Origin of the sequence: Neisseria sp. P0020.S003, from assembly GCF_051957095.1 — a bacterium.
Lineage (GTDB): Bacteria > Pseudomonadota > Gammaproteobacteria > Burkholderiales > Neisseriaceae > Neisseria > Neisseria subflava.
In genome coordinates this window covers 46,307-58,740 of the sequence record NZ_JBQCWU010000006.1, presented here as the reverse complement: position 1 = coordinate 58,740, position 12,434 = coordinate 46,307, and the positions used below count along the sequence as shown (strand labels likewise).

The following is a 12,434-nucleotide window of genomic DNA, read 5'->3' as shown; positions in this document are numbered from 1 at the left end:
TTTCTTGTTGGTCAGTTTCGGTTAATCAGTTTGTCATTCATTGTCTGCGACGCTTTAATGGCGGCGCGGGCAGATTCGATGGCGCTTTCAACGGTGTTGTACTGTGGCTTGGTATAGCGGACGGTTTTGGCGCGGATATTCGCTTCGTCGGCGGCTTTGATGGCGGCGAAGTCAAAAATAGGCTCTTGCGGGGTCAGTCCGCTGACGAGCGGACGGCGCAATTTTTCAATACTGCGGATGTATTCGCGGTAGTTTCGTTGTTTTTCGCGGGCTGATTCGCTATGGAAGGCATTATCTTTCGCCGCTTTTTCGATTTTTTCGCGGGTTTCGCGGCTCATGTATCTCAACTCTTCGATATTGTCTAAATCGAGCATGTCTTTTTTATATTCTTTCGCCAATTCAGGACTTAAACCTGTCTGAACCAAATAAACGGCGGTTTGTACCGAAAATCCGTGTTTCCAAATAAGCCATTCGACGGATTCGGTTTTTTCTATGTCGGTCAGGGTTGCGGCGGCTGGGCGGCTGCTGAATTTTTGTGCAGATTCGGGGTCGAATTTCATTTTCGTAGAGTTATTGACACAAGTCCAAGCGGCGGCGATGCCGCCGTTTTTTTTCAAAACCCACGAATGGACGCGCGAAATTTCGACGCGTCCGGTTGCTTTTTCGTAAACGCCCATGATGCGGTCGGCAGGGATTTCTCCGTAGCAGTTCGGCTCGGTTGCCTCTTCGCGGTACAGTCCGAGACGGACGTCTTTACGAGATACAGATTCTCCGCCCAAAAGGACGGTAAAACGCATCCAGTCGCCCATATCGGCAGCCTGTTGGGCGAGCATTAAAAGGTCGTCTGAAGCATCAGGATTGATTCGTCGCAGTTCGCGCCAAATGGTGACGGGACAGCCGCCGATTTGCTGGAACTGGCGGATACCGTGATGACTTGCCCATGCGTCCACGCGGACGGCGGTTTCCGCCATGCTCAACAGCGCGTCAGACTCATAGTCAACGCCCAAGCCGTCGCCGCTTTGACTTTTGCCGTCAATGTTTTTGGCGATATATTTGGCTATATAACCGGCAGCCGAGCCACGCGCCCAGTTGATGGCTTCGAAGTCAACGCGGGCAGAGGCGGGGCTTTCCTTCCAAAATTTAAAATATTTGGATGCCCAGAATTTCTTCTCGGTTTTCAGTCCGGCGCGAATGGCGGCGAGCGTAGGCGCGCTTCCTTGTTTTTCACGGATTTTTGCTTGGATTCGGCGGGCTTCCGCGTCCGCTTCTTCTAGGGTGTCGAAATATTTCAAACCCAGCTCTTCACGGTTTTCGCGGCAGGCGTGTTTTGCCACGACGCGGCGGAAAGTAAGGCGGTGTTGCTCTTCCATGAAAACAAGGCCGTGCCAGTGCGGCGTACCGTCATGATGCGGCTCGGCAACGCGGAAACCGTAGATTTTGATTTTCAGACGACCTAATTCCGCACAGACACGACCCCATACTTTATTTAAGTATGCCTGCGCCTGCGTCGGCGTTTCGCCGCTGAATTTCTCGTTCGGCTTGCCGAAGTGGTGCATACGGTGCATGCGGGAAGGGCAGGTAATCGTAAAAAATTCGCCGACGTGGTTTTTCAGGCGGGCGATTTCCTCGAATCCGCGAATACGCACCATCAATTCGGCTCGACGCAGGGCAGAGTTTGAGACAGTGACTTCGGACAAAGCCTCAAGCGTAAATTCTTGCCCCAGCTCATTGACCGCAATCATGGTTTGCAACATGGCAAGATTGCGACGCTTTTGAGACAAGCGGCGGAAAACTGCTTCATCAGAGGCATAAAGTCCCGTTTTGCGGGATACAAAGCCAGCCTCGCGGCGGTAGCATTCGGCGGCGCGCGCGAAAATGCGGCGAAGCTGGCGACGCCAGAATTTAGGGGCTTTCAGGCGGGCTTCGATGGCTTCGGGGATTTTGTCCTTGAATACTTTTTGGGTATCGATGCCGTATTCGGAAGCGGCATAGTGGATCAGACCGGCGAGACTCCAGCCGATACGTTGTTTAAAATAGATGTCCTTGGCTGCGCTATCAGCAAGACCGCGGATGTCGTCGTCCGAAGCATCCAAACCTACCGAACGGACGGCAGGCGGTAGAATGGTCAGATTGTCGAGCAGGGTTTTCAGACTGTCTTCGGCGCGGACACGCGCAGCGGCGGGCTGAATGCCGCCGTCCAACTGACGGACGACCAAATCAGTAAAGAACGAACGCGCTTTTGATGCCTCTGCAGGTTTCAGGCTTTCAAACCCTTCGCGCAACACAGGCGGAATCAGCAAAAAGGCTTTGGCGGCGTAGTCTTGCTGCGCCACCTTTGCATTTGCCGTGTGAATTGATATGCCCATGATTTGTCCTATGTGAAAAGGTCGTCTGAAATACCCGTCTGTCCGAGTAGTCAAGCGTCTGTCCGCTTTGTCATTGCTCCGTTAGAATGGAAGCTCCTAAACAACATTCCCGGAGACTTGAAATGAAGCTCAATCGCGAACTTCAAAGAAAAATATTGTCAGTCCTGACAGAGTGCTTCCCCAAAGACCCGCCACCAAATTTCCTTCATACCTTGCGCGCTGAATACGGCGAGGATGAAACAGACGGCAATCTGATGTATTTGGAAATGCACGGACTGGTCAGCTTCAAACTCACCCGCTTCTTAAGCGGGGCGTATTCCATCGATTATGTGAAACCGACCGAAAAGGCTTTTGATTTCCTTGCCGAAGACGGCGGTCTTTCTGCGGTTTTAGGGGTAGTTACGGTCAGACTGGATGCGGAAACCCTGCGGGAACTGGTCGCCCTAAAAATAGACAAGGCAGACATTCCGACCGGTCAAAAAGAAACACTGCTTAAAATTATTCGCTCTCTGCCGGAGGAGGGGTTAAAGCGGTTATCGTCCCGATTGATTGAGTTCGCTTTGGATAAGGGAGCGGATTTAGTGAAACTGCTTGATATATCCGGCGGCCTCTAATCGTTGCCAGGTGGCGAAATCGGATACTTCCGACTTCGCCTAACTCCATATCAAATTCTTCAACCGTGCGGTCTGAACATTCAGGCTCGGATACCATCAGTCGATTACCGGTATCGAACCATATGTACTGTTCGGTTACATGTACTACCATGTCTTCATCTCAATAATTAAAATAATCCTGAATTCTTTCTTCGATTTCCGCGTCCAGCTTCTTCTGCTCGATTTTGTACTCCACATAGAGCCAAGCAGCGAGCTCGGCGGCGAAAACAATGCCGATGATTGCGAAGATACTCATTGCCCCACCTCCTGCGGAATTTCAGCGTCGCCGCCCATGTGGTCGAAGGTTGGCGATTCGTAAACGCAGATAGGGTCAGTCGCGGGCAGCGTTTGCGGCTGTTCCGCCATGTTTCCGTGGTTCGAACCAAGCATAAAATAAGATGCGGCGAGCATTAGGGCGAGGATGATATAGCGGATTTTGATTTTCATGATATTTCCTTGTTTGGTCGGGTTCAGGCAGCCTTAAGGTCGTCTGAAACTGGGTTTACTTTCATTTTTCTGCCGGCATATACCGCGCGGGCTATTTTTTCGTCTATGCCTTCAAGCTGTCGGGCGGCTTCGGAAAGTTGGAGAACCGGCAAGCCCAAGCTGTACACTACGTTTTGCTGATTCAGCATATTGCCCAGTCGGGCGATTTCCTTTATCAACTTCTGACTATCTTCCAGAGCCTTGCTTTGCTCCGGCGTAACCAGCCAACCCCTGACGACTTCCGCATCGTTGTAAGCCGTCAACGGCTGACGGTCTGTATTTCGCTCCAAGAGCGCGTCGCGCTCCAAGCCGTTCATAATCTTTGCGTTTTTGGTTTTACTGCTTGCCAACTTTTTGCCGATATTCCACATGGCGCGGGCTTGGGCTTTGGTTCTAAAAAAGCGAACCCGCTGCGGTGCCGACTTCCACGTCGGGACGATTTCGCCGCTCATTTTTCCTCCCCTTTACAACAAATTTTTCTGACTGCTGCCGCCGTGTTGTTCGATGATTTCATCCGCCGTCATCTGCGGCGGAACCAAGGCGGGGTTTTGATGCAGCGGGCTGGGCGGGGAAATGGTTTTGATGACTTCCGTCGATGCTACGCCCGACCAGCCGCACGAAGCATTCAGGCATTGAATCGAGCTATAACGGAGGCGGTCTGTCATCTTCCGACTCGCCGTTACCTTGCAGCGACTGCCGCAGCAAGGGCAGGTAATCTGTACCCGCATATTTCCGTGTTCCGCCTTACTGATGTTGCGCTGCGCCATTTCCATTGCTCCGTTTCAGGTTTGCCGATGCGTCTTCAAAGGCTCGCAGATACATTTCCGCGTATTCCAACGCAGCTTCGGCGGCGAATGCAGCCCAAGACTTGCCGGAGGCAAAGGCAGCCTGTTCCAGCAAATCAAGCTCTTCGCCGTAAAATTTGACCTCGACGACGGCAGTGGCTAATTCGTCTGCGCCTGTTTGAGCGGGGTGGACGTGTTGTTTGACAGACAATCTGCCTTCGATTTCTTGAATACAGTTTTGACACATGACGTTTCCTTTTTGGTTGATGCCGACTGTCCGGCGGGTCAAGCGTCTTTCCGCTTTGTCATCACTCCGTTACAATGTCATTTCCAGTAACCATCAACGGAGAAACTAAAATGTCTCAAAAAAGCTATGAAAAAGCCCTTGAACTGACTACCGAAATTATCAAGTCCGGCAATAGCGCCTTACTTGGCAATTTTGCTCATGGTCGGGATCGGGCTATCCATCTTGCGGAATTCGTTGAAACCCTCGCCGACCGACTTGAGCAAATCGAATCTAAGCATCTTCAATAAGCCGTAATGCCCGAATCAAGTTATCTGCCAAGCTTTCCGGGGGGATGCTTGAGTTTCTAGCCGCTGTCAAAACAACTACTTTGATGGCGGCTTTTTCCTGCTCAGTCAGCTTTCTGAGGGCTTGTTTTGCTTTTGCCGATTCATATGCACGGGCAATCCATCCCTGCCATGCGTAATCAATGCTGGCATCTACATAGTAAACATCACCGTCATCAACATCGGTCTTCAGGCGATCTCCCTCGTTGCGAACCTTGCACCATTCCTCAAATTTTTTGCGTTCTACATCTTCTTTCACTACGATTTCTTTCATTTTTCTGCTCCTTATTTAGCTGGTTACGCCGTCTGAAATTTATTCAGTCTTTGTAAAGTAAATTATAAAAATACGTCCGGTCTTAAATCTTCTCGCCGAACTCCATATCCAAGTTTCTCAATTTCAACTGCAATTTCAGCAGGCATTTTATTGCGACCCTTTACCCAACTATTTACAGTAGAACGTTTTTTTCCAAGCTTTTCGGCTAATGCCGCTTGACCGCCAGCAGCTTTAATTGCTTTTTCCAGATGATTCATGACATCTCCTTAATTTAGAGAAAGTATATTTTAAATAACCTTAAAAGTAAACTTTTAGTAGCCGTTTTTTGTCTATTTAAAATTTACAATGCTGAAAACATGGAGAATTTTATGACTTACGATTTGGCAAAATGGGCTACTGAGGCAAGAAAAGCAGCAGGGATGACTCAAGAGGACTTTGCACTTGAGCTTGGCTTCTCAACAAAAGCCAGCGTTAATGCAATCGAAAAAGGACGAAACAAGCCAACATTTGAAACGATGGTAAAAATATCTGAAATTTCAGGATTCCCTTTGCCTTATCAGGAGACCTTCCCCAAAAAAGTACTGTCTGAAGATTCAGACGGCCTTGCTGACGACCGCGTACGCTTTGAGCGGCTGGACGTGGTTGCCGCGCTTGGAGACGGCTATATCAACAACGAAGCAGTGGAGGTGGTCGATTTCGTCCATGTCGATAAGGCGTGGGCGCGCGAAAAACTCGGCGGCAACCTCTCCCGTATCCAAGTCATCACGGCACGCGGCGATTTCATGCAAGGCACCATCGAGGACGGCGACGTGTTGTTTGTCGATACCTCCGTCCACTCATTCGAAGGAGAGGGCATTTATCTCCTATCCTTCGCAGACGGCCTAAAAGCCAAACGCCTGCAAGCCTCCGTCAGCGGCGGCCTGCTCGTCATCAGCGACAACCCGCTATACCGCACCGAAACCATCGAAAACGACAAGCTGGAAAAACTAACCATCTGCGGCAAAGTCCGCGGCGCATGGCATTTGTCTGCGTTTTGATTTTATTTTCTGAATCTGCTCGATTCACGGTAAGTTTTGGAATGTACTGCCGTTGGATTTTTTGGATATTTAGTGATTTTGTTTATTAGGGAAGTGCAATATGGGAAAACAAAGTGGTCAACAGGCTGACAGGCAAGACGGTGTGAAATTGGACTTGCAAGAACTGCACTCACGGCAAATTCAATTAAAGCAGACCGTGCAGGAAAATATCGATGCTGTGCTGGCACTGCTGGCATTGGTTGATATTGAACCGGTAACGCGGACGCGGAATTTGAGATACAACCAAATTATTAAATCTGCACTCGCTCTGAACGGGATTGATTTGTCAGTAACAGATGACGAAGAGACGGAAGCAGGGGCTGAATCAGACAAAAATAAAGGCGAATTCCAAACAGACGCCGACAAACTTGAAAAGTTGTTGCTCAAATTAGGGCAGGAATTTTTGGGCGGTTTAATTCGGAAAGATTTTAAAGAGTCTCTCGCAGCTGCCCGAAACCTCGATTTTGAACGCCGCCTCCATTGGGCAGCCTGTTCGGGCGCGATATTAGTCTACGGGCGGAACGACACGGCCAAACAGAAACTAACACCGTCTGAATTATCTCTCCACGACATGATTAAAAAAGAATGGTTTTACGATGAAAGATAAACCTGTGCTGCTGCCTGTCGGCGGTAGTTTTGAAATTGAATATGTCAATGCTGAAGGAATCGGAAGCAGACGGGTTATCGATGTCCGTAAGTTTGTTGCCAACCTTTCAGACGGTTATGTGCAGGCGTTTTGCCACGTGCGGAAAATGGTCAGGACGTTTAAATATCAGTCGATTATGGGACTGGTGGATTTGGAAACCGGCGAAGTGGTCGAACCGTCGCTTTTCAGACGGCGTTTGCAGGAACGGTACGATGAGGCACCGGAGCGTCAGATGGATTTTTTTGTGCGAGACATGAAGCCGATTGTGGATGTGTTGGTCTATATCGCCTACTGCGACGGGAGATATGCGCCGTCTGAACAGCGGTATATTGCACAATGGCTGACGGACAAATCGGAAATGGGCAATGATTTTCTTGCTTATGCGCTTGGCGCTATGAAGTCTTGGCCCGTGCCGGATTCTATGGATTTTTCTTTTGCTGTCCGTGCCATTAACCAGCGTTTCCCCGATTGGAGGGAGGCGATTTTGGAATATGCCAGCGGTGTTGCCAAGGCGGACAGAAAGGTAACTGCGGAGGAAACGGATCATTTGGCAAAATTGGAAAGGTTGTTTGGGGTAGTGGCATGAACATCAACAACAACCCGCTATACCGCACCGAAACCATCGAAAACGACAAACTGGAAAAACTAACCATCTGCGGCAAAGTCCGCGGCGCATGGCATTTGTCGGGATTTTGAGGGGGGATTTGATGTATGTTTTGACTTTTCCGAAACGCTTGTGTCTGTACCGCAATTTCAATCAAACAGCCAGTGTTTTGAATCTTCTCGACTCGCCGCATCAGGTGTTAACGCTAGATTTTTCGCAAACCGAAGAAATCACGTCGGCAGCGGCTTTGGCTTTGGTTGCCCATATCAACCATATCCAGCGCAAGCGGAATAATAAGGGCTGTTTTGTCTTCGACTGCAAACGTTCACCCGTTTACAAAAAGCTGTTTTTGGAATCCAAACTGCTTATCGCCTTGAAGTCTGGACGGGATTTGATGAAAGTAGACAGTTTTTTCCATTCCGGCAACCGTTTGAATTTTGCGCAGCAGCGCAAAGCGATTTACAGACAGCTTGATGAGTATGAATCCCGCTTAAAAGAACAAATCGGAAGCCGCTCCGAGAAATTTTTTTCTTACCTGCGGACTTCTATTTCCGAAGTCCTGCTCAATATCCGCGAACATGCCTACCCCGTCGATGTCGGTGGCGAAAATCCTTGGTGGTATATGTTTTGGCACGGAGACGACAACCACATTCATTTTCTGGTCTATGATTTAGGGGTTGGCATTGCCCGCTCCTATGTCGATCACGCCACCAAAGAACGCGGCGTCTTTTACAGAGAACTACAAGATTCCCATATCCTTCAGGAAGCATGGCAGCAAGGTATGAGCCGTCGCATTGGCGAAGGGCGGGGCAACGGACTGGCAAATGTGGTACTTGGCGCAGAAGACTGGTCTGAATCCCATCTTCTGATTCTAAGCGGTGCCGCAAAAGGATTATTGTCCGACGGCAAGTTTACAGCACGCCAATCGGAATCTATAATCCAAGGAACCTTAATCGAATGGGCTTTTCGCCTACCGGAGTAAAAAATGTCAAACAACAAATATATCGATATTCTGGAATTCTCAGACGACCCTTGGGGACGCTCGGTTGAAGACAATCCCGACAGCAACGGCAACGATTTCCGCAAACGCTTCTTGACGCATGCTTTCCGCCAATTTGACACGGTGACGGTCGATTTTTCCAAATTGCGTGACGTTCCCGATTCTGCATTTTTAGGCGGTTCATTCGTCAATCTGATTAAAGAAGACGGCTTCTCATACGATGAGGTTTTACAAAAATTGGTTATCCTGCCTGCTGACGGCTTCCTTCCCCAACTTGTCCGCCGAATCATCGAATTGGCACGCGACGAACATAAACGGGTGGCTGGCGCATAATGAATACGCCTGATTTGGATCAGTGGGATAAGCTGATTAATATCCTGAACAATCTTTTCAGCATTATCATTTTCGTTACCGGAAATATTATAGGGGCTTATCTCCAACGGCGACATGCCCGTGAACTTAATGAGATTACAGAAAAAAATAGGGTAAAAGAGGCAAGAGAAAAAAGCTTATCCGAAATCGAAGATGAACTGCAAAACCATTTGGACAGTTTCTGTGAACGGAAAAACATACAGTACATCACATTTTCTGCTAATCGAATCAAAGGAATAATTTCACGGTTTTGCGTCAATCATGAAATATCCCTTGATGCTATCAATCCTTCATTAATTGATTTTTTTATCACTTCTAGTGACGGAAGATTTGATCCCGCCGCCCTTAATAGGAAGTCCATTAAACTTAAAGATGATTTACGCCGCTTGGCTAATCAACGTTAAAAAGGTCGTCTGAAATGTTTCAGACGGCCTTTCTGATAAGGGTGTACGTTTTAATTTGGTATTTGTCGGCATTTTGAGACAAGTGGCAGGGTGGCCGCTTGCGGAATATAACTAAAAAGATATATTATGCAACTTATTGTTCACGATCATGCGGAAGCGGATTTAGAACGCCTTTTCGAGAGTAAGGAGGAGGCGGTCGGTTATATTGATAGTGTGATTGCGCTTATTGATGATACGCCTGCGCTTTTTGACAAACTCTTTTCTGAAAACTACTGCCGCGATTACGATCAGCCTATCGGGCTTTTGGGTATGGAATGCAAACGGGTGGCTGTGTTGTGGCGGGCGGATATACGCGTGATGCGGCTACGGCTCGATGAGGAATCTGCGCTTTCGCTGCGTATTTTGTACTGCGTTCGAAATGAGATGCAGCCGAACCGGACGTTTATCCGGAAAATCTATATTTTGGCGGTTGCCGACAAATCCGAGGGCTTTGATTATCAGCCCGATCATCCGATTATGCGGAGAATCCAAAATGACTATGCAAAAATCGAATATTGAAAATTGGACTGCCTTCGGGGCGGTCTGTCTGTTTACGGCTTCAGCGGTGTCTTTGTCTGTGCCTGCCGCTGCTGCGACTGTCAGAGCTTCTGCGGTATTTGTTGCAGGCGGCCAAGTTTTGCCGCTTTCTGATGCTTCAGACGCTTGCTGCTATGTGGAACGTGTTCGCAAAAATCCTCGCCGTGCGGCGGCGATGGATAGAGCCGCTAAAAAGCTGGCAGCAAGACTTGATGCGGATACTTCGGGGGCAACGTTTGCATCATTGCGTCTGAAACATGGTTTGACGCAATCTTCGCTTACTGAAAAAACTGGTCTGAAACAGTCTTATCTTTCGCGCATTGAAAACAACCGCTGTACTTTGAGTAATGAAACAGTCGATAAGCTGGCAACGGTTTTCGGTATCGGCCCTCTTGATGTACGGGCGGCTTTTGACCGTCAATGGGATTTTGTGGAAGGACTCAAATCATGATGCCTGTATCGCTGCATATTCAATATTGCGATAGTATTATCCGCCATGCGGACGATTTCCGTTACAGTCTGATTGGCATTTATCCGGGGGTCTGCCCGCTACCGTCGCGTGATTTTGTATTGGCTCAATTAAATCTTTCTCTGAATTTTGAGATTCCGACTTCTAGAAAGGATTTGAGTTTTGCGCCTTTGCGCTTGGAGATTCTTAGGAATGCCGATGTTTTGTCAGTATTCGAAATGCCACCTGTCGATAATGCTCCTGTAGTATCGGAAAATCCTGAAGTATTCAGTGGGCTGGTGCATCATAGTTTGGATCATCTTCCTGTATCAGTCGGAGATAAAATTTATGCGCGACTTGTAGTAGGGGATGTTGTGGCAACTGGAAATTCCCTTAAGTTTATCGCTATGTAAGCTGAAATTTTAAAAGGCCGTCTGAATTTTCTCAGACGGCCTTTTATTTTGGTCAGGATTTTGAAAATGCTGCGGCAAAGTTTGGGCTGACTTCGCCTTCGTAGAGGATGATCGGTACGTCTATCAGGCTTTGTAGTTTGACGGCGGTCGTCAGTCCGTTGCTGTCTAGGGTGTGGACGGTTTCTTTCCCCACCCATTTTTCCGCGTCGATTTCGGGTTTGAAGCCTTGCAGGGTTACGGGGCTTTCGGGAGCGACGTCTGGGCGGCCAATAGCGAGGGAAATGTCGAATTCCATTGTGCCGCGTTTTAGTTTTTTGTACGCGGAGCGTGCGCCGGTGGCGGCGGTTTTGGGGCTTTGGTAGGTATGGCGCAGGGTTTTGATTTTTTTGCCGGCAGTATCCACCTGTTTGATTTCGGTTACTTCTTTGGTGGTGGTTTTGTGGGTTTTGCCGTCTTTGCGCTTGGTCTTATATTTTTTGGTGGTGGTAACGGTTTTTTTGACGGGGTCGTAGTTGTCTTCGGTAATGACGACTTCGTGCTTTTTCCCTGTCTGTTTGTCGATGTAGTAGGCGCGGACGGCGTTGTAGCTTTCGGTATTGCTGTATCTGAATGCATATTGGTCGCCGCTGTTGCGGGTAATCCTGATCGTTGGCAACGGCTGCCCTCCGGCGGTCGTGGCTTCGCCTGATGATACAAACAGGAGGCGGCCGTGTTTGACTGTTGCGATGGCGTCGTAGCGCTCGGCAAGGCGTGATAAGAAGGCAGCGTCGGATTCGTTGCTCTGGTCGATGTGGTCGATTTTTTCGTCTTGGTAGGCTTTGCCGATGATTGGGGTGTAGCCGTTGGCGGCGGCAATGGATTCGATGATTTCTTTCAGGCTGGTTTTGTGCCAGCTTTTTTCTTTTGCCTCTGAAAATCGGTCGGATGTGTCAGCGGATTGGGCGGTGATGTGCAGGGTATCGGGTGCGCCGCTCCAGCTTACTTCGGTTATTTTGTAGCTGCCTTTATCGACAATGCCTGTTTCGATGTAGCCCAGGGCGATGGTTATCTCGGCAGACTTCGGGGGTAGGGCGAGCTTGCCGTCGTGGTCGGACAGGCTGACGGTCAGCTCGTCCGCCTCGAAGCCGCTTTTGTCGGTCAGGCTGATGGAGATGATGCGGGAGAGAGCGTCGGTATTGAACGGCTTGCCGTTTATGGACAGCTTGGCGACTGGGGTTAGATGGTTGCCGCCAGTGTCGGTAATGGCGTTGAAGATTTTGACGGCTTTGTCTTTGATTTGGGTAAGTGCGGTCATGTCAGATTCCTGCAATGCTGCGGGCGATGGATACGCCAAGCTGAAGGGCTTTGCCTTTTAGTCCCAGCGGGCTGTCGGATACTTTTTTTAATTCTATGCTGAAGCTGATGGAACGGGCTTTGCCATCGTGCATGAGTTGGCTTCTGTCTTCTTTGATGGATGTGATGACGTATGCGCCCATTATTTGACCTGTGCCGAGGATGAGATTGTATGGTTTTCCACGCTCTGCCATGAGGTGGAGCATGGCTAGGGAGGTGTCTCCCCCTGTGATTTCCGGCCTCATTTCGGCTGACAGGGTCAGGGTGTCAGTTTCCGGCCCTAGGTATTGGGTGGGATTAATACCGCCGCCGACGGTGGATTGATTTGGGTGCTTCCAGCCGCTTTGGCGGTTGATGGTTTGAAAGGGGATAGTGCGGATGAGAAAGGGGAAGAATCCTAATGTGGCAAGCATGGTAGTGTCCTTTTTT

The 12,434-nt window shown here is 49.1% G+C and carries 21 protein-coding genes; 11 read left to right on the top strand and 10 right to left on the bottom strand.

Annotated elements, in window-relative coordinates; translation table 11 throughout:
- Nucleotides 1–11: 11 nt before the first annotated feature.
- The gene (locus tag ACTHTQ_RS05405) at nucleotides 12–2,366 is read right to left on the bottom strand and encodes a replication endonuclease (protein WP_440363328.1); all 2,355 of its coding nucleotides are present in this window, start codon (nucleotides 2,364–2,366) and stop codon (nucleotides 12–14) included.
- 122 nt (nucleotides 2,367–2,488) lie between these two features.
- Here ACTHTQ_RS05405 and ACTHTQ_RS05400 point away from each other — a divergent pair, with 122 nt between their 5' ends.
- Complete coding sequence (locus ACTHTQ_RS05400; RefSeq protein WP_440363327.1) at nucleotides 2,489–2,980, top strand: hypothetical protein; 492 nt, start codon at nucleotides 2,489–2,491, stop codon at nucleotides 2,978–2,980.
- A gap of 160 nt (nucleotides 2,981–3,140) precedes the next feature.
- Here the strand turns inward: ACTHTQ_RS05400 and ACTHTQ_RS05395 are convergent, their stop codons facing one another.
- Genes ACTHTQ_RS05395 through ACTHTQ_RS05375 form a run of 5 tightly spaced genes read right to left on the bottom strand, consistent with a single transcriptional unit; the run spans nucleotide 3,141 to nucleotide 4,579 of the window.
- Complete coding sequence (locus ACTHTQ_RS05395; RefSeq protein ID WP_440363326.1) at nucleotides 3,141–3,275, bottom strand: hypothetical protein; 135 nt, start codon at nucleotides 3,273–3,275, stop codon at nucleotides 3,141–3,143.
- Nucleotides 3,272–3,466 (bottom strand): hypothetical protein, encoded by a 195-nt coding sequence (locus ACTHTQ_RS05390; protein WP_440363325.1) that lies wholly within the window; start codon nucleotides 3,464–3,466, stop codon nucleotides 3,272–3,274. Before ACTHTQ_RS05390 ends, ACTHTQ_RS05395 begins: the two co-directional genes overlap by 4 nt.
- A gap of 23 nt (nucleotides 3,467–3,489) precedes the next feature.
- A complete protein-coding gene (locus ACTHTQ_RS05385) occupies nucleotides 3,490–3,957 on the bottom strand; it encodes a hypothetical protein (protein WP_440363324.1) in 468 nt (155 codons plus the stop codon).
- Nucleotides 3,958–3,969: 12 nt separating this feature from the next.
- Entirely contained in the window at nucleotides 3,970–4,233 is a 264-nt protein-coding gene (locus ACTHTQ_RS05380) for an ogr/Delta-like zinc finger family protein (protein ID WP_283120667.1), read from the bottom strand.
- Between the two features lie 16 nt (nucleotides 4,234–4,249).
- Entirely contained in the window at nucleotides 4,250–4,579 is a 330-nt protein-coding gene (locus tag ACTHTQ_RS05375; protein WP_440363323.1) for a hypothetical protein, read from the bottom strand.
- A gap of 68 nt (nucleotides 4,580–4,647) precedes the next feature.
- On the opposite strand from ACTHTQ_RS05375, the gene ACTHTQ_RS05370 reads away from it, so the two are divergent.
- Nucleotides 4,648–4,824: a hypothetical protein gene (locus tag ACTHTQ_RS05370; protein WP_168166252.1), complete on the top strand. Its 177-nt coding sequence runs from the start codon at nucleotides 4,648–4,650 to the stop codon at nucleotides 4,822–4,824.
- Here ACTHTQ_RS05370 and ACTHTQ_RS05365 read toward each other — a convergent pair.
- Nucleotides 4,808–5,134 (bottom strand): hypothetical protein, encoded by a 327-nt coding sequence (locus ACTHTQ_RS05365; RefSeq protein WP_440363322.1) that lies wholly within the window; start codon nucleotides 5,132–5,134, stop codon nucleotides 4,808–4,810. The two genes, ACTHTQ_RS05370 and ACTHTQ_RS05365, sit on opposite strands and share 17 nt — an antisense overlap.
- A 62-nt stretch (nucleotides 5,135–5,196) precedes the next feature.
- Nucleotides 5,197–5,391: a transcriptional regulator gene (locus ACTHTQ_RS05360; RefSeq protein WP_295697320.1), complete on the bottom strand. Its 195-nt coding sequence runs from the start codon at nucleotides 5,389–5,391 to the stop codon at nucleotides 5,197–5,199.
- A gap of 111 nt (nucleotides 5,392–5,502) precedes the next feature.
- On the opposite strand from ACTHTQ_RS05360, the gene ACTHTQ_RS05355 reads away from it, so the two are divergent.
- The 9 genes from ACTHTQ_RS05355 to ACTHTQ_RS05315 all read left to right on the top strand — a co-directional run bounded on the left by ACTHTQ_RS05355 (nucleotide 5,503) and on the right by ACTHTQ_RS05315 (nucleotide 10,673).
- Complete coding sequence (locus ACTHTQ_RS05355) at nucleotides 5,503–6,171, top strand: S24 family peptidase (protein ID WP_440363321.1); 669 nt, start codon at nucleotides 5,503–5,505, stop codon at nucleotides 6,169–6,171.
- A gap of 100 nt (nucleotides 6,172–6,271) precedes the next feature.
- Complete coding sequence (locus ACTHTQ_RS05350) at nucleotides 6,272–6,817, top strand: hypothetical protein (protein WP_440363320.1); 546 nt, start codon at nucleotides 6,272–6,274, stop codon at nucleotides 6,815–6,817.
- Nucleotides 6,807–7,442, top strand: coding sequence for a TerB family tellurite resistance protein (locus tag ACTHTQ_RS05345; RefSeq protein ID WP_440363319.1), 636 nt, complete (start codon nucleotides 6,807–6,809; stop codon nucleotides 7,440–7,442). Before ACTHTQ_RS05350 ends, ACTHTQ_RS05345 begins: the two co-directional genes overlap by 11 nt.
- 88 nt (nucleotides 7,443–7,530) lie before the next feature.
- On the top strand, nucleotides 7,531–8,442 hold the full coding sequence (locus ACTHTQ_RS05340) for a hypothetical protein (protein ID WP_440363318.1): 912 nt from the start codon (nucleotides 7,531–7,533) through the stop codon (nucleotides 8,440–8,442).
- A gap of 3 nt (nucleotides 8,443–8,445) precedes the next feature.
- A complete protein-coding gene (locus tag ACTHTQ_RS05335; RefSeq protein WP_440363317.1) occupies nucleotides 8,446–8,793 on the top strand; it encodes an STAS-like domain-containing protein in 348 nt (115 codons plus the stop codon).
- On the top strand, nucleotides 8,793–9,236 hold the full coding sequence (locus tag ACTHTQ_RS05330; RefSeq protein WP_440363316.1) for a hypothetical protein: 444 nt from the start codon (nucleotides 8,793–8,795) through the stop codon (nucleotides 9,234–9,236). The genes ACTHTQ_RS05335 and ACTHTQ_RS05330 overlap by 1 nt, the downstream gene beginning before the upstream one ends.
- A 126-nt stretch (nucleotides 9,237–9,362) precedes the next feature.
- A complete protein-coding gene (locus tag ACTHTQ_RS05325; RefSeq protein ID WP_440363315.1) occupies nucleotides 9,363–9,794 on the top strand; it encodes a hypothetical protein in 432 nt (143 codons plus the stop codon).
- Entirely contained in the window at nucleotides 9,769–10,263 is a 495-nt protein-coding gene (locus ACTHTQ_RS05320; protein WP_440363314.1) for a helix-turn-helix domain-containing protein, read from the top strand. Before ACTHTQ_RS05325 ends, ACTHTQ_RS05320 begins: the two co-directional genes overlap by 26 nt.
- Entirely contained in the window at nucleotides 10,260–10,673 is a 414-nt protein-coding gene (locus ACTHTQ_RS05315; protein ID WP_188211664.1) for a hypothetical protein, read from the top strand. Before ACTHTQ_RS05320 ends, ACTHTQ_RS05315 begins: the two co-directional genes overlap by 4 nt.
- Nucleotides 10,674–10,725: 52 nt before the next feature.
- Here the strand turns inward: ACTHTQ_RS05315 and ACTHTQ_RS05310 are convergent, their stop codons facing one another.
- Nucleotides 10,726–11,967 (bottom strand): contractile injection system protein, VgrG/Pvc8 family, encoded by a 1,242-nt coding sequence (locus ACTHTQ_RS05310; RefSeq protein WP_440363313.1) that lies wholly within the window; start codon nucleotides 11,965–11,967, stop codon nucleotides 10,726–10,728.
- Between the two features lies 1 nt (nucleotide 11,968).
- Complete coding sequence (locus ACTHTQ_RS05305; protein WP_063075563.1) at nucleotides 11,969–12,418, bottom strand: phage tail protein; 450 nt, start codon at nucleotides 12,416–12,418, stop codon at nucleotides 11,969–11,971.
- Between the last annotated feature and the right edge of the window lie 16 nt (nucleotides 12,419–12,434).